Here is a 22228-nt window from a genome sequence, read left to right on the forward strand (position 1 = left end):
CGGGTCAGCGGACCGGGGTGGTGCTCAGCAGGGTCCACTTCACGGCCTTGAGCGTGCCGTCGGCGGTGGTGCTCTCGCCGACGATCGTGCCCTTCTCGTTCAACGCCACCGGCAGGCTGTGCGCGCCGCCGAGCGAGCCGAGGTAGCTGACCTTCCCGTCCCGCCACAGGAACGCGCGGGGCGCGTCGGGGTTGCCCGCCGACGTCCAGCCGATCACGTCACCGCGGTCGTTGACCGCGACCGCCTCGGCCGGGCCGGGCACGTCCAGGATCACCGGCTTGCCGCCGCCCGGCCACAGCGTGGCCCGCCGGGTGCCGCTGAACTCCGTGGTCCAGCCGACGACGTCACCGCGCTCGTTGATCGCCTGCGGCCCGTTCGCCACCCCGCCGGACGTGGACAGCACCGTCACGCGGTCGCCTTCCCAGCGCAGCACCTGCGTCCCCCGGTCGCCGACGACCACCCCGGCCTCGTTGATCGCCTTCACCGAGTAGGTGCCCGAGCCGGGCACGGTGGACAGCGGCTTGCACGTCGTGGTGTCGGCGCAGCGGAACGCGTGGACGTCGGTGCCGAACATGGGCGCCTTCGACCCCGCGATCACCCCGGCGTCGTTGATCGCGTTGAGCCACAGGTGCGGTCCGGACACCGGCAACGCCGTGTGCTTGCCGTCGCGCCACACCGCCGCGCGTTCCTGGTGGTACCCGGACGGCGAGGTGGAGTATGTCATCGGCACCGCGCCCTTGTTGTTGATCGCGGAGGCGATGACCCAGCCGGAGCCGGAGGGCGTGAGGTCGACGACCTTGCCCTCGTGCCAGATCCGGGGTCTTTGCACGTAGGGTCCGGCGCCGTTGACGCCCTCCTGGATGAGCACCTGACCGATCTGGTTGAGACCGCTGGGGATGCCGGGACCGAGATCGGTGGCCGCGTTGCCGCGCGCCCACTGGACGGTGCGCGGTGCGCCGTTGCCGGAGGCGACGCCGACGACCTGGCCGAGGTCGTTGACCGCGATGGTGCGGTGGGTGGGGTAGCCGGGCAGGCCGGGTAACTCGGTGACGATGGCGCTTGCCTGGGCGGAGGGCGCGGTCACCAGCGACAGGGCCACGGCCAGGGCGAGGACGCCGATGGGCGTGCGTGACTTGGGCATGATCGCTCCATTGCGAGATGTCCGCTGAATCGATCCGAACGGTAGTCCCGCCCGGACGGCGCCGGCGTCGGCCGGACAGCGGAATCGAGGGGGAACCGTTGGCTGCCCAAGAGCTTCCGGCGCACGAGGTCCTGGCCGGGCTGGGCGCCGGGGCCGAGGTGGTCCGGCTGACCGGCGGCGTGGTTCTGCGGCACGGACTCGCCCGCCCGGTTCTTCGACGCCTACCACGAGGTCCGGCCGCGGATTGACCTGCTTGTCGGGGGCGTGGGACATCCCGGTTTCCTGCGTTGAGTCGTTCGAGGAGGAGCCGGAAGGCGTCGACTCGGCCCGGTTTCTGGTGCCCGTAGCAACGTGGCGGCTCTCCGAGGTGTCTTAGTCACCGAGGGGAGTGGCGGTCGGTGAGGTACCGCCACGGTGACTGGGGAGTCCGCACATGTCTCGCAGAACCACGGCACTGTTCGCCGTAGGGCTGGTGACGGCGGCCGCGATGACCGCCGTGACCGGCTCGGGCACTGCGGCGCCGCCCACCGGTCAGGGCGCGGAAGGTCCGGACGGCACGGTCACCCTGCTGACCGGTGATCGGGTCACGCTCCGCGCCGGGCGGGCGGAGGTGCGGCCGGGGAGCGGGCGCGGGTCGGTGCGGTTCTTCCAGCACCGCGACGAGCAGGGCGACCTGCACGTGGTGCCCGCCGACGCCGCGCCCGCGGTCCGGTCAGGGCAGTTGGACGAGCGGTTGTTCGACGTCACCGGCCTGATCCGGGCCGGCTACGACGACCGGTCCAGCGCGGTCACGCCGCTGATCGTCACGTCGACCGGCCCGGCGATCGCCGGCGGTCAGGCGTTGCCGAGCATCGGCGGGTTCGCCGTGGAAGCGGCCAAGGACACCGCGTTCTGGTCCGGCGCGCGGGCGGCGGGTTCAGACCGGGTGTGGCTGGACGGTCCGGTCAGCGCCACGCTCGACCGCAGCGTTCCGCAGGTCGGGGCGCCGGAGGCGTGGCAGGCCGGCCACACGGGTTCAGGCACCAAGGTCGCCGTGCTGGACACCGGCATCGACGACACGCACCCGGACCTCGCGGGGTCTGTGGTGGAGGCGCGGAACTTCAGCGACAGCGACACCACCGACGACCGGCTGGGCCACGGCACGCACGTCGCCGCGACCATCACCGGCTCCGGCAGGTACCAGGGTGTCGCGCCGGACAGCGCGCTGCTGGTCGGCAAAGTGCTCGGCGACCACGGCGGCGGCCGTGAGTCGGACATCATCGCCGGCATGGAGTGGGCCGTGTACGCCGGTGCCGACGTGGTCAACCTGAGTCTGGGCAGCCCGCGGACCAGCGACGGCTCCGACCCGATGTCGCAGGCGGTCAACCGGCTCACCGAGCAGAGCGGCGCGCTGTTCGTCGTCGCGGCGGGCAACAGCGGGCCGGACGACCAGACCATCGGCAGCCCGGCCGCGGCGGACGCGGCGCTGACCGTCGGCGCGGTCGACCGCTCCGACAACCTCGCCGGGTTCTCCTCGCGCGGCCCCCGTCGGCAGGACAACGCCATCAAGCCCGACATCACCGCGCCGGGCGTCGACATCGTCGCGGCCCGCGCCAAGAACGGCACGATGGGCACCCCTGCCGGTGACGGCCACGTCGCCCTGTCCGGCACGTCCATGGCCACCCCGCACGTCGCGGGCGCGGCGGCGATCCTCGCCGGGCAGCACCCGGACTGGACCGCCGCGCAGCTCAAGAGCGCGTTGATGGGCAGCGCCAAGCCGAACCCGGCGTTGTCGGTGTACGAGCAGGGCGCGGGTCGCGTGGACGTGGCGCGCGCGGCCGGGCAGTCGGTGTCGGCGTCGCCCGCGTCGCTGAACCTGGGTATCGCGTTGTGGCCGCACCACGACGACGCGCCGATCGTGAAGGAGGTGACCTACCGGAACTCCGGCACGACGCCGTTGACCCTGGAGATCACCGACGACCTGCGCGACCCGGCCGGCAACCCGGCGCCTTCGGACATGGTCGCCGTCTCGCCGTCGTCGGTGACTATCGCGCCGGGCGGTTCGACGTCGGTCACCGTCACCACGAAGACCTCGGTGGAAGCGCCCGACGGCCCCTACGGCGGCGCGCTCGTCGCCACCGGCGGCACCACGGCGATGCGCACGCCGATCGGCGTGACCAAGGAGGTCGAGAGCTACGACGTGAAGCTGACCTTCCTCGACCACGACGGCAAGCCAACCCCGAATTACTCCTACCGGTTGGACGAGATCGTGCAGCCGAAGTCGCACGCCCGGTACGACTCGTCCGGCACGGTGGTCACCCGGCTGCCCAAGGGCGTGTTCTACCTGGGCGCGTTGGTCGAAACCCGCGGTCAGGGGTCGGTGACCCATTTCCTGGAGCCGAGCCTCACCGTCACCGGCGCTGCCGAGCTGGTGTTCGACGCCCGCCAGGGCAGGCCGCTGACCGTGCGCGTGGACCAACCGGACGCCAAGGCGGGTTACGCGGACCTGTTCTTCACCCGCAAGACCACGTGGGGCGACACCGGCAACGGCATCATCTCGACCAGCCTCGACGGTCTCCTGTTCGTGCCGTCGAAGACGTCCGCGCCCGGCGCGGCGAGCTTCACGGCGGCCGCACGGCTCGCCAAGCCGGACACCGACGGCACGTTCGTCGGCAGCCCCTATCAGTACAACGTCTCGTGGACGCACGACGGCGCGGTGCCGGAACAGCTGGACCGGTCGTTCGCCGACCGCGACCTGGTGAAGGTGAACTCGGTGTCCGCCGCGGCGGCGCCCGGCAAGACCGGGTTCCGCGACAACATGGCGGGCGGCCCGCTGCCGCTGCGCATCACCGAGTTCTACACGCCGGACACCGAGTGGTACGGCGGGTTCACGCAGATGACGGCTCCTTACGCGTACCCGCAGGAGACCTTCCAGTACTCGGTCAAGCCGCGCCGGTTCCAGCCGGGACGGCCGGCCACCGAGAAGTGGAACGCCGCCGTGTTCGGCCCGGCGTTCCCGCTGACCGAGCGGCCCTACGAGTGGGCGGCACGGCGCGGTGACACCGTCGGGGTCTCTGTGCCGATGTTCACCGACCAGGACTCGAACCACTACGGCTACTCGGCGACGGTGAAGGCGCAGACCACGCTGCACCGCGACGGGAAGATGCTGGCCGGGACCTGGGAGGAGGCGGGCTACCTGGATTCCCCCGTGCCCGCCGACAAGGGCACGTACACGCTGAACGCGAAGGCCACCCGGACCGGCGTGGCCGACCTGTCCAGCTTCGTGATGGCGGAGTGGACGTTCACCTCGGAGCACGTGGCGGGGGACGAGCCCGCGCCGCTGCCGCTGCTGGCCGTGCGGTTCGCGCCGTCGTTGGACGACGAGAACCGGGCGGAAGCGGGGCGGCCGTTCGCGTTCCCGGTGTACGTGCAGCGCAACGGCGTGGCGGGTGCCCAGGGCGTTGCCACGCCCGCCGTGCAGGTCTCCTACGACGAGGGCGCGACGTGGAAGCCGGTGCCGCTGGTCAAGGTCGGTGAGCGGTGGATCGCGGCGGTCGCGCACCCGGCCGACGCGAAGTTCGTCTCGCTCAAGGCCCAGGCGCGTGACGCCGAGGGCAACTCGGTGGACCAGACGATCCTGAAGGCCTACGCGTTGAAGTGATCCGTCCCCGGACCCGCCCGGTCACCGGCCGGGCGGGTCCAACGGGTTGTTCGACACCCGCTGCGCCCAGCCGTCGCGCATCAGCTCGGCGGCGGCGCAGTGCGGTTTGCGCTCGACCTGGTCCGCGGCCTTGACCAGGAACGCCTCGGCGAACCCGAGTCGCGGGAACCGTTCCACGATGTCCGCTCCCACCTGGTCGGAGAACCGCTCCAGCCCGCGTCCCGACACGTCGGCGCCGACCGCGACCTGGAGCAGGTGGCTTTCCGGGTCGTCCTCGGCGGCCACCTTGAACTCCAGTGCCGCGTTCACCCTGATGCCTCCTGGTCGTCAGATCGTGGCCGCGAGTCGCGTGCCCTGGTCGATCGCGCGTTTGGCGTCCAGCTCGGCGGCGACGTCCGCGCCGCCGATGACGTGCGTGACGACACCGCGTTCGGTGAGCACGTCGGCGAGGTCGCGCACGGATTCCTGGCCCGCGCACACCACGACCGTGTCCACTTCCAGCACCTGCGGCCGTTCGCGCTTCGGGCCGAACGTGATGTGCAGGCCCGCGTCGTCGATCCGCTCGTAGTTCACGCCGGTCAGCTGCTCGACGCCCTTGGCCGCCAGCGCCGCCCGGTGCACCCAGCCGGTGGTCTTGCCCAGGCCCTTGCCGATCCGGGACGTCTTGCGCTGCAACAGGTACACCTGCCGCGCGGGCTTGGCCGGCACCGGGGTGGTGATGCCGCCGCGTGCCTGCCCGGGATCGGTGACACCCCACTCGGCGCGCCACTCGTCCACGTCGAGAGCGGGGGAGGAGGCGTGGGTCAGGAACTCGCTCACGTCCACCCCGATGCCACCCGCGCCGATCACCGCGACCCGGTCCCCGACCGGCGCACCGTGGCGGACGACGTCCACATAGGACAGCGCGCGCTCCACTCCGGGGATGGCCGGCACCCGTGGCGCCACACCGGTGGCGATCACGACCTCCTCGAAATCGGCCACGTCATCGGGGGTGACCCGGGTGCCGAGGTGCAGTTTCACGCCGGTCAGCTCGATCCGCCGCCGGTAGTAGCGGATCGTCTCGGCGAACTCCTCCTTGCCCGGAATCCGGCGGGCGATGGCGAACTGGCCGCCGATGTCGTCGTCCGCCTCGAACAGCTCCACCGCGTGCCCGCGTTCGGCCAGCGCGGTCGCCGCCGCGAGGCCCGCCGGACCCGCGCCGACCACGGCCACCCGCTTGGAGCGGCGCGTCGGGAGCAGGGTCAACGTGGTCTCGTTGCCCGCACGCGGGTTGACCATGCAGGACGCCTTCTTCAGCGCGAACGTGTGGTCCAGGCACGCCTGGTTGCACGCGATGCACGTGTTGATCTCGTCGGCACGGCCCGTCTCGGCCTTGCGCACCCACTCCGGGTCGGCCAGGAACGGGCGGGCCATGGACACCATGTCAGCGTCACCGCGTGCCAGCACCTCCTCGGCCACCTGCGGCATGTTGATCCGGTTCGAGGTGACCACCGGGATGCCGACGTGCGGGCGGAGCTTCGCGGTGACGTTCGTGAACGCCGCGCGCGGCACGGACGTGACGATCGTCGGCACGCGTGCCTCGTGCCAGCCGATGCCGGTGTTGATGATCGTCGCCCCGGCGGCTTCGACCTCCCGGCCGAGCGCCACCACCTCGTCCCAGGTCTGGCCGTCCTCGACCAGGTCGATCATCGACAGCCGGTAGACCAGGATGAAATCGGGACCCGCCGCCTCACGGCAGCGCCGCACGATCTCGACCGCGATGCGCCTCCGGTTCTCCGGGCTGCCGCCCCAGCGGTCGGTGCGCTTGTTGGTGCGCGGCGCGAGGAACTGGTTGATGAAGTAGCCCTCCGAGCCCATGATCTCGATGCCGTCGTAACCCGCCTCGCGGGCGAGGGCGGTGGCGCGGGCGAACGCGTCGATCTGCGCCCGCACACCCCGGTCTGACAGCGCTCGTGGCCGGAACTTGCTGATCGGCGCCTTGAGGGCGGACGCGGACACGCTCAACGGGTGGTAGGAGTACCGGCCGGCGTGGAGGAGCTGGAGGGCGATCTTGCCGCCGTTGTCGTGCACCGCCTGGGTGATGGTGCGGTGGTTGCGCGCTTCACCGTGCGTGGAGAGCTTGGACGAGAACGGGTAGAGCCAGCCCGCCCGGTTGGGCGAGAAGCCGCCGGTGACGATGAGGCCGACGCCGCCGCGCGCCCGTTCGGCGAAGTAGGCGGCGAGCTTGTCGAAGTCCTTGGCGCGGTCCTCGTTGCCGGTGTGCATGGAGCCCATGAGGACGCGGTTGCGCAGGGTCGTGAAGCCCAAGTCCAGGGGCTTGAGCAGGTTCGGGTACTCGGTCATCGCCGGTCGTCCTCTCGCATGGCCGCCAACACCTCGTCGCACCACTCGATCAGCGCCTGCTCGCCCCGGATCCCGCCGCGCAGCACCAGGTACTGGTGCAGCCGCCGGCCGGACAGGGCCGACGGTGCGGGGAAGTCCTTCTTCTCGATGGCGAGGTAGACGTCGAGGCGTTCGGCGTGCAGGGCGCGGTGCCGGGCGATCTCGTCCATCAGGGCTTCCGGGTCGCCCAACGACGCGCCGCGCACCTTCACCGACAGGTCGTGCCGGATGGTCTCCGGTTCGCCGGGGGAGGCGAGCCAGCGGGCGAGTTCGCCGTGGCCCGCTTCGGTGACCTCGTAGACCTTCTTGTCCGGGCGGCCGTCCTGGGCGACCTCGTGGCACGACACCCAGCCGAGGTCCACCATGCGCTTGAGCGTCCGGTAGATCTGCTGGTGGGTGGCGGCCCAGAAGAAGCCGATGGACTTCTCGAACCGCTGGGCCAGTTCGTAGCCCGAGCCCGAGCGCTCGTCCAGCGACACGAGGATCGCGTGCTCCAACGCCATGGCGGTGACGGTAGCTGTGCAACGGGGTGCAGTGCAACTAGTTGCATAGGTTCCCGGCCGTCGACTCGCCCCACTGACGGGCGACGCGGTTTGACCTGCGTGGCGGCTCGTGCGCGATCTGGTGTGTGACGTCGCGGGTCAGCGCGCCCGGTTCGGCCTCCGTCCCTTGATCAGCACTTCGAGCCCGTCCAGGATCCGGTTCAGGCCGAACTCCCACCCGTTGTCCCGAGGTGCGCCGTTGGTCGACTGCGCCGCCTCGTGCAGCGCCGGGAAGCGCTCGCGGTGTTCCTGCAGGATCTCCCGCAGGTGCTTCTCCGCCGTCCACGGCTGCGTGCCCGCCGTCTCCGCCGACTGCGTGTTCCGGATGTGCCCGCTGAGCAGGAACACCGCGTCCATCCGCTCACCGCCGTCGAGCCCGGTGTCGGTGAGCGCCGCCACCGCCGACTCCGTCCAGCCGACCTCGCGCGGTCCGGTCATGCGCTCGCCCGTGGTCGCGGCGGGCAGCCACGGGTGGCGCTGCCAGGTCTCCCGCATCAGGTCCGCCCACGTGACCAGCCTCGGCCGCCACCCGCCCGGCACCGTGCGCAGGTTCGGCGGCTCGCCGACGGCCGACTCGATCATCACCGCGACCAGTTCGGCCTTGCTCGCCACGTGCCGGTAGAGCGCCATCTTCGTGACGTCCAACCTGGCCGCGACCTGCTGCATCGACACCGACGCCATGCCCTCCGCGTCGGCCACCTCGATCGCGGCGCCGGCGATGCGGTCGACCGTGAGCGCGAGCCTGGGTGGCCGTGCGGGCTTGTTTCGCGACCCCCACAGCAAATCCGCGCGCTGGTCCTCGTTCGCCATCCGCTCACCACTTCCGAAATCGGGACTTGTCGCCGTTGTCGATCTGTGTCTATCGTACACCTTGTGTCCGCCGGACACTCAGGTATCCCGAGGACACGACGGTGTCCGACCGCAGCTATGGGGGCTTCGACCATGTCCGTGAAGATCTTCGTCAACCTGCCGGTGGCCGATCTGCAGAAGTCGATCGAGTTCTTCGCCGCGCTGGGCTTCGCGCACAACCCGCAGTTCACCAACGAGAACGCGGTCAGCATCGTGTTCGGCGACAGCGTCTACGCGATGCTCCTCACCGAGCCGTACTTCAAGACGCACACCACCAAGGAGATCGCCGACTCCGGCAAGACCGCCGAGGTGATCCTGGCGCTGGGCGTGGAGAGCCGTGAGCGCGTGGACGAACTGGCCGACAAGGCCTTGGCCGCGGGCGGCGAGTTCGTGAAGGAGCCGCAGGACCACGGCTTCATGTACGGCCGCAGCTTCGCCGACCTCGACGGCCACCTGTGGGAGCTGTTCTGGATGGACGAGGCGGCTGCGCAGGGATGAGTCGCCTCCGGGGGGTTGGACGCGGCGGCGGATTGATCGTGCTCGCCGCCGCCTGTCTGGGCGTCGCCACGGCCACGGTCCCCGTGGTCGCGGCGCCCTCGTCCGCCGAGGTGGTCTTCACCGACAGCGGGCCGGTGCGCGGGGTCGTAGGGGTCGACCACCGCGTGTTCCAAGGCGTTCCGTACGCGGCGCCGCCCACGCGCTGGGCCGCACCTCGGCCCGCCGCGCCGTGGCGCGAGCCGCGTGACGCGACGAGACCGGGTAACGCCTGCGCCCAGTCGGCGGCGTTCGGTCCGGGCAGCGAGCACGAGGACTGCCTGTACCTGAACGTCACCACACCGCGCTCGGGCCGCAAGCTGCCCGTGGTGGTGTGGCTGCACGGCGGCGCGTTCCAGTTCGGCTCGGGGGCCGAGTACGGCGCGGAACGCATGGCCGCCCTGGGTGACGTGGTCGTGGTGACGGTCGACTACCGGCTGGGCGTGTTCGGTTTCCTGGCGCACCCGCAGCTGGCCGGGTCCGGCAACTACGGCCTGGCCGACCAGCAGGCGGCGCTGCGGTGGGTGCGCCGGAACGCGGCGGCGTTCGGCGGCGATCCGGGCAACGTCACGATCGCGGGCGAGTCCTCGGGCTCCCGCAGCGTGTGCGGCCACCTGGTCTCGCCCGCGTCACGAGGCTTGTTCCACCGGGCGATCCTGCAAAGCGAACCGTGCACGATGACCGACTGGCCGGCGGCCGACGGCACAGCGGAGGAGGAGCCACCGGGCTTCCCCCGGTCACGGCAGGTCGCGGAACGGCAGGGCGAGGCCGTCGCGCGGGCGCTCGGGTGCGCCGACGTGGCGTGCCTGCGCACCAAGACGCCGGCGGAACTGCTCGCCACCACCGAGTGGTTCGCCCCGACCTACGGCACCGCGCTGCTGCCGGTCGACCCCGCCGTGGCGGGCGAGGTGGCCAGGGTGCCGGTGCTGCACGGCATCACGCGTGACGAGTACCGGATCGCCGACGGCCTCAACGAAGCCTTCGGCCTCCCACCGCTCACGGCGGAGGAGTACGCGGTGAGGGTCGCGAACTTCGTCGGCCCGGATCGGGCCGCCGAGGTGCTGGCCGCATACCCGGTCACCGCGAGCCCGAGCGAGGCGTGGTCGGCGGTCGTCACGGACGCGGTCTTCGCCGAGCCGATGGTCGACTTCCACCGCCGGCTCAACGATCGCGTGAGCACGTACGCGTACGAGTTCGCCGATCCGGCGGCACCGTGGATGAGCAACGTCGGCAAGCCCGGTTTCCCGACGGGCGCGTACCACACGTCGGAGTTGCAGTACCTGTTCCGGACGGCGAACTTCGACGAGCCGTTGACGGCGGGGCAGCGGGCCTTGGGCGACGAGATGATCGGCTACTGGACGAGGTTCGCGAGAACCGGCGACCCGAACGGCCACGGCGCACCGCATTGGCCGAAGGGCGTGTTGGCCCACCAGTTGGCGCCCGGTGACGTGGAGCCGATCGACTTCGCCGAACGCCACCGGTACGACATGTGGAAGTCGCTGCCGTGACCTCGCGGCATTCGGTGGGGGGCAGCGGAGTCGCAGGGTGCCCCGCCGCCGCCCACCGAGGACCGGAACCGGGCCGGTCGGAACCGGGCCGGTCGGAACCGGGCCGGTCGGAACCGGGCCGGCCAGAACTGCGCCGGTCAGAACTGCAAGGACCAGCCGTTGATCCGGCCGACGTCATTGGACGCGACGTCCTGCACGCGCAGCTTCCACGTGCCGTTCGCCACCTCGCCCGAGGCGTTGACGGCGTACGTCGTGACGAGGTTGTCCGCGCTGTCGTTGCTCGAGGTCTTCACCCGGAACGCCGTGCCGTCCGGCGCGACCAGGTCGATCACCAGGTCGCCCCGGTAGGTGTGGGTGATGTCCACTCCCACGGCCAGCGCGGACGGCGCGTTGCCGGACACGCCGGACACCGTGATCGGGCTCTCGACCGTGCTCAGGTCGGGGATGGTCACGTCCGTCAGGTTCTCGAACCGGGGCCCGGGAGGGGTGCCGCCGGAGTCGGCCAGGGTCCACAGGGCGTAGGCGATGGCATCGCTGTCGCGGTCCAACGCGGTGGCGTCGATGTTGCTCGCCGTGTCGCACGACCGGTGGTAGCAGCGGTCGAAGGCCACGCCCGACGTGCCGCCCCACTTCTGCGCCTGGGCCGCCGTCTTGGTGACCTCGGCGCCGGTGAACGTGCCGCCGATCGGGATACCGGCCCGCGCGAACGCGGCGTGGTCGGAGCGCCCGCCGACGGACGTCAACTCGGTCGGCACGCTGAACGCGGCCTGCAGCGTCTGCTGCAACTGCAACGACCCGGTCGGCTGACCGGAGGCGCTGTAGACGAAGTACCCGGCGTTCGGCGAACCGATCATGTCGAAGTTCAGGTACGCCTCGATCCTCGACCGCTCGGCCGTCGGCAGGTTGTTCACGTAGTACGTCGACCCGACCAGGCCCAGCTCCTCCGCGCCCCACCAACCGAACCGGATGTGCTTCCGCGGCGCGAAGCTCTGCCGGGCCACGGTCAGCGCGACCTCCAGCAGACCCGCCGAGCCGGAGCCGTTGTCGTTGATGCCCGGTCCCGCGCTCACGCTGTCCAGGTGGCCGCCGAGCATCAGCACGTCGTTCGGGTCGCCGCCCGGCCAGTCCGCGATCAGGTTGTACCCGGTCGCACCGCTGGTGGTGAACTGCTGCACGGACGTCTGCTACCCGGCCGCGTCCAACTTCGCCTTGACGTGGTTGACCGACGCCAGGTAACCGGGGCCGGCCGTGCGCCCGGTTGCCGCCGTTGTTGGTGGCGATCGGTGGGCTTAACAGGGCCGCAGCGAGCAACAGGGCGCTCGCGACCGGGGTCGTCCTTCTCACGGACATGGCTGCCTCCGCAGGGTGCAGGGAAAGCCATGTCGGGCGTGGGCGGTGGACCACCACGGCGGTAGCGGCTTTCGTCGTGGCACATTCGGAGGCAAACCCGACAACTCGGCTCACTCAATAACTTCAGTGTTGACCAAAAAAACACTCGACCAGCCGGGCGCGCACCAAGGCGCACGCAAAGAACCGCCAGGAGTTGAGCTACTGCTGGGCGCGCTGAGCACGAGCCCGGCGCTTGCCCTCGTGCATCGCCTGCACGCGCGCGACGGGGATCGTGTGCCCCTCGGCCACCAGGTCGTCCGGCAGCTTCTGCGGCGCGGGCATCCGCGAGTTCCACGGGTCGTCGTCACCGAGCAACGCCACGGCGGTCCGCACGGTGAAGTCGGCCGGCGTCACGGAATCCAAGTCGTCCCAGTCCACCGGGAACGACACGGTCGCACCCGGCCGGATCCGAGGGCTGTACGCGGCGGCCACGGTCGACCCGTACGCACGCGTCGAATCGAGGAACACCCGCCCACCCCGGTCGTCCTTGATGAAGGCCGTAGTCGCCAACGCCGGGTCCAACCGCTCGGCCCGCGCCGCCAACGCCCGCGTCGCGGCGGCCACATCGTGATCGACGCCGTCCACTGGCACGAACACGTGCACTCCCTTGGACCCGCTGGTCTTCACCACACCCGACAGCCCGTCGTCGGCCAACGCCCGTCGCACGAGTTTCGCCGCCGCCACGACCACGTCGAACCCGGCGCCCTCCGGCGGATCGAGGTCGAGCACCAGGTACGTGGGCCGGTCGAACGCCCCCGCGAGCCCCAACGTGACGTGGTACTCCACCGCCCGCTGGTTGGCGAACCACAGCAACGTGCGCCGGTCCTCGCACACCGCGTACCGGATCTCGCGCTTGGACGTCTCGGCCCACAGCGTCACGGTCGGCACCCACGCCGGCGTGTACTTCGGCAGGTTCTTCTGGGTGAACGGCTCCTGTCCCGGCCGCACCCGCACCACCGACAGCGGCCGTCCGGCCAGCCCCGGGATGATCCGGTCCCGCACCGCGTCGAGGTAGTCGACCAGGTCGCCCTTGGTCGCGTCCGCCCCGTCGAACAGCGGCTGGTCGAGGTTGGTCAACGCCACGCCGTCCCGCTCTTCACCCATCGCACCACCCTTCCCGGTCGCCTTGCCGTCGGCAAGCCGGACACGGCCCCACCAACCCCGGTGTGTCCTACGTTCAGAACAGGTGTGTCCTACGTTCGCGATACCCGAGTTGAACGCTCAGGTGCCCCGTGCGACGACGCGAATGTAGAACTCAGGGGTCCTGAACGTAGGACACACGCGTTCTGGAGGTAGGACACACGCGTTCTGAACGTAGGACACACGCGTTCTGGAGGTAGGACACACGCGTTCTGAACGTAGGACACACGTGGGCTGGAGGTAGGACACTCGCGGTGCCTGGGGTTAGGGGTGGCGTGGGCTACCGGTCGGTAGGTCGATCGGTTAGGTTGCCGGCGTGGCTGAACCGAACGCGCGGGCGCACGTCGAGGTCGCCGCTTCCACCGAACTCGTGTACGCGTTGGTGTGCGACCGGAGCGCGGTGAACCAGCGGACCTGCGTGAGCTGTTCCCGGACGGTTGGCGGGCGTCTCGGAAGCGTTGGCCGACGCGTTCGACGACGCCGTGCGGACCATCGCGGGGTGGTTCGGGATCCGGCCTGATCCCGGCCATTGGCGCGCGAGGGCAGGGCTTCCGTCTTCATCGGTGCAGTGACATCCGTGAAATATGAAGGAATTCCGCGTTAGCGAAATTCACGTTACGTTGACCCCATGGTCGCCCCGACGATGATGGCGCCGCTCCCGGCCGAGCTGATCGAGATCGTCCGCGGCCAGCTGCGGAGGTTGCCCGAACTCGCGGATGAACTCGCCCGACTGCTCGGTGAGAAGGAGGAGTTCTACCGGCGGCTGGAGATCAGCGCGCCCACCGAGGTGCGGAAGGTGTGCGAGGTCAACCTCGGGCACGCCTTCAACGCGTTCATCGAGGCGCGCGAGGTCGATCTGGACGCCGCGCGCAAGACCGGCCGGGCGCAGGCACGGCTGGGCATCCCGCTGTCGGCGGTGCTGCGGGCGTTCCGGATCGCGGGCACGTTCGCCTACGAGGGGATGCTCGAGCAGGCCGCGTCGTCGCGCACGCTCACGCCCGAGCAACTGTTGCCCGCCAACGCCACCGTCTGGCACATCATCGACTCGTTCTCCGATGTCATCGCGGACGCCTACACCGAGGTGGCCACGGACTCGGCCCGCTACGACGAGAAGGCCAGGCTCGCCGTCATCGACGGTCTGCTCGACGGCCGCTACACCAAGCCGGACGAGTTCGACGACGCCGCCCGCGTGCTGCGGCTGCCGCCGTCCGGGCCGTTCGTGGTCGTCTACGGCGAACCGACCGACGACCGCGGCCTGTCCGGGCTGGTCGAGCACAGCCGGATGCGCGCGGTGTGGCGGCGGATGCCGGACGGCGAGGTCGGTGTGGTGGCCGTCGAACGCACGGCCGACCTGCGCGCGTTGCGGCAGGCGCTGGACGCGGCGACGTTCCCGGTCGGGGTGAGCCCAGCGGTGTCCGGCCTGCCGCTGCTGCCCGCCGCGCTGCGCCGGGCCCGGATCGCCCGTGCCTGCCTGGCGCCGGGGGAGACCGGTCTGATCGGGTTCGGCGACCGGCCGGTGACCACGCTGGTGGCCGGCGCGCCGAAGCTGGCCAAGGAGTTGGCCAAGGACGTGCTGGCCGACCTGCTCACGCTGCCGGCCGCCGAACGGGACGTGCTGCTGCGCACCCTGCACGCGTGGTTCGCCGAACACGGCTCCGCGCGTGATGCGGCCGAACGGCTGTTCGTGCACCCCAACACGGTCCGCTACCGGATGCGCCGGGTGCAGGAGCTGACCGGTCGGAACCTGACCGACCCGCGTGGCATATCCGAGCTCTACCTGGCCGTGGAGAGCGTCCGGCTGGAAGGCTGAAGCCGGGTTTTGTGCGCGGGGACAATGTTCGTTGTCTCGTTACGTCCTCCGCGCGTACGACAGCAGGGCCGGAAGGGCGTTCCGGTTGGGCCGGACGGTCGTACGACAGGCCCTGTGGCTCCGGTCACACCTTGAGTCTTGATCCGCCGGATCTACCGTTGAGTAACTTTCGGCCGATGTGACCTGCGTCTCAATGTTGAGGAGCCTGTCGATGCGCTTCGCGGGTGTCGAGCTGTCCGTCGTGGTGCCTGTCTACAACGAAGAACGGCGGCTGCCCGCGAGCCTGGTGGGACTCCACATGGCGTTGCGCGGCATCGCCGCCGAGATCGTCGTGGTCGACAACGCCAGCACCGACGGCACCGTCGACGTGGTCCGCGCGCACGACGGCCCGGTGCGGCTGCTGCACTGCGCGGAACGGGGCAAGGGCGCGGCGGTGCGGGCCGGTGTCCTCGCCGCACGCGGCCGGTTCATCGGCTTCTGCGACGCGGACCTGGCCGCCAGCGTGGACGCGGTGCCGTCCGTCCTGACCCGGCTGCGCCGCGGGGTGGACGTGGTGGTCGGCTCACGGGCGCACCCCCGGTCGGACGTGCGGGCCCGCAGCAGCCCCCTGCGGCACGTCGGCGCGTGGGCGTTCCGCCGGGCCGTCCAGCCGATCGTGCCCGGTATCGGTGACACCCAGTGCGGCTTCAAGTTCTTCGCCGCCGACATCGCGCGGGCCGCGTTCGGGCCGTTGCGCACCACCGGGTTCACCTTCGACGTCGAGGTGCTGGCACGGGCGCAGCGGCTCGGCGCGGTGATCGAGGAGGTGCCGGTGCGGTGGATCGACGTGGCCGGGTCGACGTTCGACACCGTGCGCGACGGCTACCGCAGCTTCGCCGCCCTGCACCGCATCCGCGCCCTGCTCGCCGCCGAGGAGCCGCGCCCCGTCGCACGGCCGGTGCTCGTCCCGGAGGCCGCGTAGATGCGGATCGTCGTGGTGAACTGGCGCGATCTCGGGCACCGGTTCGCGGGTGGCGCCGAGCAGTACGCCACCCGGATCGCCCTGTCACTCGCGGGCACCGGCGCGGAGGTCACCTTCCTGACCGCGCGGGACGCCGGGCAGGCCGCTGCCGATCGCGTCGGGCCGGTCGAGATCGTGCGCCGGGGCGGCCGGTGGACCGTGTACCTGTGGGCGCTGCTGTGGCTGGCCCGGAAGCGGCGCGCGATCGACGTGGTGGTGGACTGCCAGAACGGCATCCCGTTCTTCAGCCCGCTCGCGGTGGGACGTGCGCGGGTCGTCCAGGTCGTGCACCACGTCCACCACGACCAGTTCCGGGTGCACTTCCCGCCGTGGCTCGCCGCCATCGGCCGGTGGCTGGAGGGACCGGCCGCGCGCCGGGTCTACCGGAACGCGGTCACCGTCGCCGTGTCGCCGTCCACGGTGGACGCGATGCGGTGGAGGCTCGGCTGGCGCGGCCCCGTGCACGTGGTGCCCAACGGCGCGGACCCGGCGCCTGCCGACCTGCCGCCGCGCGCGTCGGAGCCGACGTTGGTGTGCCTGGGACGGTTGGTGCCGCAGAAGCGGGTGGACCGGCTCATCGACGCGGTGGACGAGCTGCGGCACCGGATGCCGGGGCTCACGCTGCACGTCGTGGGTGGTGGGCCCGAAGAGGCCGCGCTACGGGAACGGGCGGCGCGCTGCGGTGGTGCGGTGGTCGTGCACGGGCACGTGCCGGAGGTGGTGAAGTCCGACCTGCTGGCCCGGTCCTGGCTCAACGTCACGTTGTCCGACGGCGAGGGCTGGGGCTTGGCCGTGGTCGAGGCGGCGGCGCACGGCGTGCCCACGGTGTGCCGGGACGTGGACGGGCTGCGCGACTCCGTGCGCCACGGCGAAACCGGCTGGCTCATGGCGCACGGTGCGGAAGTCGCCGATGTCCTGGACCGGGCGCTCACCGGACTGGCGGACCCGGCCGTCGCGTCCGGGGTGGCCGCGCACTGCCGTGACTGGGCGGGCAGGTTCGACTGGGACGACTCCGGGGCGCGGTTCGCCTCCCTGATCGCGAGCGGCGCGGGCGGGGGTGGCGGGGGTGGCGGGGGATGGCTGCCCGGTATGCCGGAGGCGACCGTCGCCGAGTTCACGCCGCGCGAGGTGCCGCGCCGGCCGGGGACGCGTGCGGGACCGGGCTGGGTGCTGGTGGAGCAGTGCCGCCCCGGCGACCTGCTCGTGGCCCTGCGCGCGGCCGGCGCCGACGACGTGGTGGTGCGCGCGGCGAGCGCCACCGAACGGCTGCTCGGCCGGGTCGGCGCGGGCGAAGAGAACCGGGTCGGCGCGGTGCCGCCGCCGGGCGAAGACCACCGATCGCGACCGCGATCGTGACCGTTGGAGGAGGACCCTTGCGTCGCTACGTCACCTTCGTCCTGCTGGGCCTGGGGGTGTTCGCGGTGGCCGCCGGCCTGTTGTTGCGCCTGTACGCCTACCCGAGACTCGCCAAGGTCCCGCACGACATCGACACCGAGTCGGTGGCCCAGGGCACCGGCATCACCGCCCTGGTCTACGTGCCGGAAGGGGATCGGGCCAGGCCGGAGATCCGCGAGAACCTGAGCCTGACCTCCACCAGGACGGTCACCGGGAACCTCCGCGCCGAGGAGGTCACCAAGGACGGCGACGTCACGGTGTGGGTCGAAACCTCCATGGTCACCTCCGACGCCGACGACCTGGTCGTCACCGCCGGTGTCCGCTCGCTGTGCCTGGACCGCTACACCGGCGAGGGCGTCACACCGTGCGAGAACCAGTACTACGAGGACGTCTCCGGCCAACGCGTCGTCGCCGACCGCGGTGAGGCGCAGCAGCCCGGCCTGAGCTTCAAGTTCCCCTTCGACACCCAACGCCGCGACTACCGCTGGTACGACGACAACGTCAAGGAGGCCCCCGAGATCCGGTACGTCGGCGAGGAGACCGTGCAGGACCTGGCGACGTACCAGTTCGTGCAGCAGATCCCGCCGACCCGCATCGCCGAGCGCGACGTGCCGGGCGCGCTGGTGGGCGAGCCGGGAGTACCGACCGTGCGCGCCGATTTGTACTACCAGGTGACGCGCACCCTGTTCGTGGAACCCGTGACCGGCAAGGTGATCGCCGGCGGTGAGGACGTGCGGCAGGAGCTGCGCACCGCCGGTCAGGGTGTCGGTCAGGGCACTGTGGTGTTCGACGGCGAGCTGAAGCTCAACGACAAGACCGTGGCCGCGAACGTCGCGGAGAGCAAGGAGAACGTCTCCAGCCTGTCGCTCATCGCCAACCTGCAGCCGATCCTGTGGACCACGGGCGGTGTGCTGATCGCGGTGTCACTGCTGCTGATGTTCACCGGGCGACGGGGGCGGCACAGCCGACCGGGAACGCCGACCCGGGTGGCCGCACCGGTGTAGGCCCTGCGGAACGGGGACGCCAGGTCAGGCGTCCCCGTCCTTGCGCAGCACGAGCACCGCGTTCCAACTCGCCACCTCACGCAGACCCGGCACGTGCACGACCCACGTCGCCCACGACGGGTGGTAACGGGGCAGCGCGCGCACCAGCGCGGCGTCCTCGCACTGCCGGGCCCAGCGCAGCGCCGCGCCGACGGAGAACGCGAACAGGCTGGTGCCGAAGCGGTTCTTCGGTTCGCGGCCGTGCTTCCCGGTGAACCGGCGCGCGGCGTAGTGCCCGCCGAGGTAGTGCCACGGCGACGTCTCGTGCCCGCCCCACGGCGACAACCACGGCGTGAACGACACGAACACCGTGCCGCCCGGCCTGGTCACCCGCACCATCTCGGCCAGCATCGCGTGCGGCGTCGACACGTGCTCCAGCACGTTCGACGAGTAGCAGACGTCCACCGAACCCGTGCGCACCGGCAGGTTCGTCCCGCTCGCGCGCACCATGTCCCGCTCCGGCGCGCCACGCGCGGACAGCTCGCCCACGTCCGGGTCGAGGCCGACGTACCGGGCGCCCTTGGCGCGGAACGCCTCGGCGAAGTAGCCGGGACCACCGCCGACGTCCAGCAGCACCCGCCCGTCCAGCGGCGCGAACGCCTCCACCTGGTCCGCCGAGTCACGCGCCAGCACGCGGTAGAAGGTGTCCCGGTCCGTCTGCTCGTTGCGGAAAGCGCGGAACAGCCTCACCGACCGGGACAACGTCGGCGTGTGTGCGGTGGACACTCAGTTGCCGGACGTGCCGTAGTCGACCACGCCGGCCGACCCGTTCGCGGCGGGCGCGTTCTCGAAGTCGACCGAACGGTCCGGACCCGCCACGGTCACGAGGGTGACGGTGCCACCGGCGGCCAGCGCCAGACCCGCCAGGATCGCGACCACTGCTGCGACGATCTTGCCCACGTGTCACTCCTCGTGCCGTCGGTGTCCGATCAATCTACCGGCCGGTAACGCTTGCCACAACAGGCATCCGGCCACGAACAGCAGTGCCGCCACGTCCGCCGCGACCACCGGAGCCCGAGGCGGGCCGAGGTGGTTCGCGGAGACGGGACCGGGCACGCGATAAAGGCTCAACCAAGTGCCGCGGTGGACCTCGGTGAGCGAATCCGTTGTCCCGGCGTCGATCCGACCGGGCGTGCCGTGCTCGACGAGCACCCAACCGATGCCCAATGCGCCCAGGTCGCCGTTGCGGCGCAGGGCTTCGCGGATCGCCGGGAGACGGGTGTCCTCACCAGGGACGGCGTTCCCGTCGACGTACACGGTGTCGTCGATGACGGTCGTGCGAGGCAGGAAACGTGGCGCCGGATCGAGTTGCGTGCGGTCGTCGTTCCAGCCGAACCGCCGGAACGCGCCCAACGGCAGGGCGAGAACATCGCCCGGACGGTCGTCGTTGGCGAGGATTTCGCGCACCGTCGACCAGTCCGCCGGGTACTGGACGGCCGCCAACCTGCCCCAGCCGCCCCAGGCCAGATCGGGCATCGCCAACACCGGCAACAAGACCGCGACGGCAAGGGCAGGCCGTGCGCGTTCCACCGCCAGCGCGAAACCCAGGGCGAGGGGTAGTGCCCACCACGCCACCCACTTCTGGGCGTCACGCAGGAGAGCCGTGCCGGGGACCGTGCTGACCAGCCACTGCAACGCCGTCGCGCCGAACGGCAGGTGCGCGGCCAACGCGAACACCAGCCCCACGCCGCCGAGTGCGAGCAGGCCCTGTGCCCGGGGAATCCGGCGGACCAACGTCGGCCAGCCGACCGCCGCCACCGCGACGACGGCGAGCGTGAGCACGGGTGTCAGAGGGAGTCCACGGCTGGCGGGCGTGACGTCGGCGTTCCAGAAACCGCCCGTGCCCAGCACGGACACCACGACACCGCCCCAGTTCTCGGCCCGAGCGTCGAACCACCCGACCGCGTCCGGAGTGGACAACGCGGGACGCAACACCGAGGGCACCCACCACGGCGCGTTGAGCAGCACCAAGGCGGGCAGCACGCGCAGTCGTCCGGATGTCGCCAGCGCGGTGCCGGCGGCGAGCAGCCCGCCGGTCGGGGTGAGCACGGCGGGCACCGACCAGAGCACCAGCCGTGCCAGGGATTTCGGCTCACCGCGACGGTGGGCGAACCCGGCCGCCGCCACCCACGGCAGGCACGCGTACGCCAGCAGGTACGGCCAGTGGCCCATGAACAGCCGTTCCGCGACGAACGGCGTCCACCCGTACGCGGTGGCCGCGACCAGCCGGGTGCCCGTCGACGTCGTCGGCACCAGCCGTCCCGCACCCAGCGGTCCGAGCACCAACGCCGCCGCCAGCAGGAGTTTCTGGACCAGGTCACCGGGCGCGAGCAGGGTCGCGGCGGCGATGACGGCGTCGGCAGGCACCGAACGGGCCGGGGTGGTGCCCAGGCCCAGACCGTCGGGGAGCAGGCTGTGCCGTGGCGCGAAAACCATGTCGTAGGCCAGCACGAAACCAGGCCCCAGCACCGGCGCCAGCACCACCAGAGCCATCACCGCGCAGACCGCCGGAAGGGCGGCCCGATCGAGGAATTGCCTGGTGGTCAAGGGTTTCCACCGCCTGGTGGCCCGGTTACAGTGCAGACCTTACCGTCCGGTAACCGAAGAGGAGCGCCGTGGCCGTCAGCACGCGTCACGCCAGGGGGCAGGCGCTCGCGGTCACCGCCGGGGTGATGGCGTCCAACGCCTCCGGCTACCTGCTCACCGTCGTGGCGGCCCGCGCGCTGGCGCCCGCCGCGTTCGGGGAGTTGGGCGCGTTGTTGGCTGTCTTGCTGGTCGGCGCGGTGCCCGCCATGGGTGTGCAGACGGTGGTGGCGTTGCGGGTCGCGGGTAATCCCGGTGAATCCCGTGCGCCGCTGATCGGTCTCGGGTTGGCTGTCGCTGCGGTGGTCACGGCGCTCGCCGGTGGCGTGGTGCCGGTGATCGCCGGTGTGCTGCGCGTGGACGACGTGTTCGCGGTGGTGTGGCTGGCCTTGGCTGTAGGACCGCTCACCGTCAACGGTCTGTGGCACGGGCTCCTGCAAGGGCGTCAGCGGTTCGCGCTGTTCGGTGCGTTCGTCGCGGGAGAGGCGGCGTTGCGGGTCGGCGGCGCGTTGGCGGGTCTCGTGATCGCCCGCTCCACCGCCGGGACGCTGGCCGGTGTCGCCGCGGGGACGGCGGTGTCGGCGCTCTTGGGCTGGGTCGTGTGTGGACGGCCGCTGCCCGCCGGGTTCCCGCTCGCCCGCGTGCGGGAGACCGTGCACGCCGTCCAGGCGTTGCTGGCCATGGTGGTGCTGGTGAACCTCGACCTGGTGCTGGCCCGGCACGTGCTGCCGGTCGCGTCGGGCGAGTACGCGGTCGGCGCGGTGCTGACCAAGATTGCATACTGGCTGCCACATGCAGTCGCCGTCATGGTCCTGCCGCGCTTGGCCGGTGCGGGCCGCGGTCGTGCGGTCACAGGTGCGTTGGCGGTGTGCGCGGCGTTGGACGGTGTGGTGGTCGCCGGTGCCGTCCTGTTCGGACCGCAGGCATTGAGGCTGATCGGTGGATTGTCTTATGTAGACAGTGTGCTGGCGTTGTGGCCGTTCGCTGTCGCCGGGTCGTTGTTGTCGCTGGCCCAGATCCTGCTGTTCGCGAGGATCGCCGGGCACGACCGGTGGTCGACCCTGCTGACCTGGGGCGCGGTGGCGGTCGAGACCGCGTTGGTGCTGCTGTGGCTGAACGACTCGCCGCTCCAGGTGGTGAGCGCGGCGGTGGTGGCGACCGGGCTGCTGGTGGTGGCCGGCGCGGCGGTCGAGCTCCGAGCCGGCCACGATCGAAGGGCCGGGCACGATCAAAGGGCCGTCGACGGTCGAAGGGCTGGGCACGGCTGAAGGG

The 22228-nt window shown here is 71.3% G+C and carries 18 protein-coding genes; 8 read left to right on the plus strand and 10 right to left on the minus strand.

Annotated elements, in window-relative coordinates:
- Positions 1-4: 4 nt before the first annotated feature.
- Entirely contained in the window at positions 5-1141 is a 1137-nt protein-coding gene (locus FM051_RS20610) for a hypothetical protein (protein WP_158845781.1), read from the minus strand.
- A gap of 433 nt (positions 1142-1574) precedes the next feature.
- On the opposite strand from FM051_RS20610, the gene FM051_RS20615 reads away from it, so the two are divergent.
- Positions 1575-4781 (plus strand): S8 family peptidase, encoded by a 3207-nt coding sequence (locus tag FM051_RS20615; RefSeq protein ID WP_158845784.1) that lies wholly within the window; start codon positions 1575-1577, stop codon positions 4779-4781.
- Between the two features lie 21 nt (positions 4782-4802).
- On the opposite strand, the gene FM051_RS20620 is transcribed toward FM051_RS20615, so the two are convergent.
- From FM051_RS20620 to FM051_RS20635, 4 genes are all read right to left on the minus strand, one after another.
- Positions 4803-5090, minus strand: coding sequence for a hypothetical protein (locus FM051_RS20620; RefSeq protein WP_158845787.1), 288 nt, complete (start codon positions 5088-5090; stop codon positions 4803-4805).
- 18 nt (positions 5091-5108) lie between these two features.
- Complete coding sequence (locus tag FM051_RS20625) at positions 5109-7124, minus strand: oxidoreductase (protein ID WP_158845790.1); 2016 nt, start codon at positions 7122-7124, stop codon at positions 5109-5111.
- Positions 7121-7666, minus strand: a complete 546-nt coding sequence (locus FM051_RS20630; RefSeq protein ID WP_158845792.1) for a PadR family transcriptional regulator — start codon at positions 7664-7666, stop codon at positions 7121-7123. The genes FM051_RS20625 and FM051_RS20630 overlap by 4 nt, the downstream gene beginning before the upstream one ends.
- Before the next feature lie 138 nt (positions 7667-7804).
- Positions 7805-8515, minus strand: a complete 711-nt coding sequence (locus FM051_RS20635) for a TetR/AcrR family transcriptional regulator (RefSeq protein ID WP_158845795.1) — start codon at positions 8513-8515, stop codon at positions 7805-7807.
- A gap of 132 nt (positions 8516-8647) precedes the next feature.
- Between FM051_RS20635 and FM051_RS20640 the strand changes: the two genes are divergently transcribed.
- Complete coding sequence (locus tag FM051_RS20640; protein ID WP_158845797.1) at positions 8648-9052, plus strand: VOC family protein; 405 nt, start codon at positions 8648-8650, stop codon at positions 9050-9052.
- A gap of 38 nt (positions 9053-9090) precedes the next feature.
- Positions 9091-10596, plus strand: coding sequence for a carboxylesterase/lipase family protein (locus tag FM051_RS20645; RefSeq protein ID WP_238412521.1), 1506 nt, complete (start codon positions 9091-9093; stop codon positions 10594-10596).
- A gap of 137 nt (positions 10597-10733) precedes the next feature.
- Here FM051_RS20645 and FM051_RS53215 read toward each other — a convergent pair whose 3' ends face one another.
- Positions 10734-11771, minus strand: coding sequence for a M28 family peptidase (locus FM051_RS53215; RefSeq protein WP_274383648.1), 1038 nt, complete (start codon positions 11769-11771; stop codon positions 10734-10736).
- A gap of 373 nt (positions 11772-12144) precedes the next feature.
- On the minus strand, positions 12145-13089 hold the full coding sequence (locus tag FM051_RS20655) for a DNA polymerase domain-containing protein (RefSeq protein ID WP_158845800.1): 945 nt from the start codon (positions 13087-13089) through the stop codon (positions 12145-12147).
- A gap of 664 nt (positions 13090-13753) precedes the next feature.
- Between FM051_RS20655 and FM051_RS20660 the strand changes: the two genes are divergently transcribed.
- The 4 genes from FM051_RS20660 to pgfA all read left to right on the plus strand — a co-directional run bounded on the left by FM051_RS20660 (position 13754) and on the right by pgfA (position 18334).
- Positions 13754-14935: a PucR family transcriptional regulator gene (locus FM051_RS20660; RefSeq protein ID WP_158845802.1), complete on the plus strand. Its 1182-nt coding sequence runs from the start codon at positions 13754-13756 to the stop codon at positions 14933-14935.
- A 211-nt stretch (positions 14936-15146) separates the two neighbouring features.
- A complete protein-coding gene (locus FM051_RS20665; protein ID WP_158845805.1) occupies positions 15147-15896 on the plus strand; it encodes a dolichyl-phosphate beta-glucosyltransferase in 750 nt (249 codons plus the stop codon).
- Complete coding sequence (locus FM051_RS20670; RefSeq protein WP_158845807.1) at positions 15897-17291, plus strand: glycosyltransferase family 4 protein; 1395 nt, start codon at positions 15897-15899, stop codon at positions 17289-17291.
- A gap of 17 nt (positions 17292-17308) precedes the next feature.
- Complete coding sequence (gene pgfA / locus FM051_RS20675; protein ID WP_158845810.1) at positions 17309-18334, plus strand: cell envelope lipid trafficking protein PgfA; 1026 nt, start codon at positions 17309-17311, stop codon at positions 18332-18334.
- Between the two features lie 24 nt (positions 18335-18358).
- Here pgfA and FM051_RS20680 read toward each other — a convergent pair whose 3' ends face one another.
- The 3 genes from FM051_RS20680 to FM051_RS20690 are packed head-to-tail and all read right to left on the minus strand — an operon-like array spanning position 18359 to position 20920.
- Positions 18359-19063 carry a class I SAM-dependent methyltransferase gene (locus FM051_RS20680; RefSeq protein WP_158846169.1) on the minus strand — a complete coding sequence of 235 codons (705 nt, stop codon included), beginning with the start codon at positions 19061-19063 and terminating at the stop codon, positions 18359-18361.
- Positions 19064-19099: 36 nt separating this feature from the next.
- Positions 19100-19273: a DUF2613 family protein gene (locus tag FM051_RS20685; RefSeq protein WP_158845812.1), complete on the minus strand. Its 174-nt coding sequence runs from the start codon at positions 19271-19273 to the stop codon at positions 19100-19102.
- 3 nt (positions 19274-19276) lie between these two features.
- Positions 19277-20920, minus strand: a complete 1644-nt coding sequence (locus FM051_RS20690) for an MmpA family trehalose lipid delivery protein (RefSeq protein WP_238412522.1) — start codon at positions 20918-20920, stop codon at positions 19277-19279.
- A gap of 68 nt (positions 20921-20988) precedes the next feature.
- Between FM051_RS20690 and FM051_RS20695 the strand changes: the two genes are divergently transcribed.
- Positions 20989-22224: a polysaccharide biosynthesis protein gene (locus FM051_RS20695; RefSeq protein ID WP_202918945.1), complete on the plus strand. Its 1236-nt coding sequence runs from the start codon at positions 20989-20991 to the stop codon at positions 22222-22224.
- Positions 22225-22228: the final 4 nt, after the last annotated feature.

It is taken from the genome of Saccharothrix deserti (assembly GCF_009769385.1).
Classification (GTDB): Bacteria; Actinomycetota; Actinomycetes; order Mycobacteriales; family Pseudonocardiaceae; genus Actinosynnema; species Actinosynnema deserti.

What these genes read in the sequence shown, in the direction of transcription:
- FM051_RS20670 (WP_158845807.1), top strand. Translation starts at nt 15,897, where the DNA reads ATGCGGATCGTCGTGGTGAACTGGCGCGATCTCGGGCACCGGTTCGCG.
- FM051_RS20610 (WP_158845781.1), bottom strand. Translation starts at nt 1,141, where the DNA reads ATGCCCAAGTCACGCACGCCCATCGGCGTCCTCGCCCTGGCCGTGGCC.
- FM051_RS20660 (WP_158845802.1), top strand. Translation starts at nt 13,754, where the DNA reads ATGGTCGCCCCGACGATGATGGCGCCGCTCCCGGCCGAGCTGATCGAG.
- FM051_RS20640 (WP_158845797.1), top strand. Translation starts at nt 8,648, where the DNA reads ATGTCCGTGAAGATCTTCGTCAACCTGCCGGTGGCCGATCTGCAGAAG.
- FM051_RS20625 (WP_158845790.1), bottom strand. Translation starts at nt 7,124, where the DNA reads ATGACCGAGTACCCGAACCTGCTCAAGCCCCTGGACTTGGGCTTCACG.
- FM051_RS20615 (WP_158845784.1), top strand. Translation starts at nt 1,575, where the DNA reads ATGTCTCGCAGAACCACGGCACTGTTCGCCGTAGGGCTGGTGACGGCG.
- FM051_RS20665 (WP_158845805.1), top strand. Translation starts at nt 15,147, where the DNA reads ATGCGCTTCGCGGGTGTCGAGCTGTCCGTCGTGGTGCCTGTCTACAAC.
- FM051_RS20630 (WP_158845792.1), bottom strand. Translation starts at nt 7,666, where the DNA reads ATGGCGTTGGAGCACGCGATCCTCGTGTCGCTGGACGAGCGCTCGGGC.
- FM051_RS20635 (WP_158845795.1), bottom strand. Translation starts at nt 8,515, where the DNA reads ATGGCGAACGAGGACCAGCGCGCGGATTTGCTGTGGGGGTCGCGAAAC.
- FM051_RS20655 (WP_158845800.1), bottom strand. Translation starts at nt 13,089, where the DNA reads ATGGGTGAAGAGCGGGACGGCGTGGCGTTGACCAACCTCGACCAGCCG.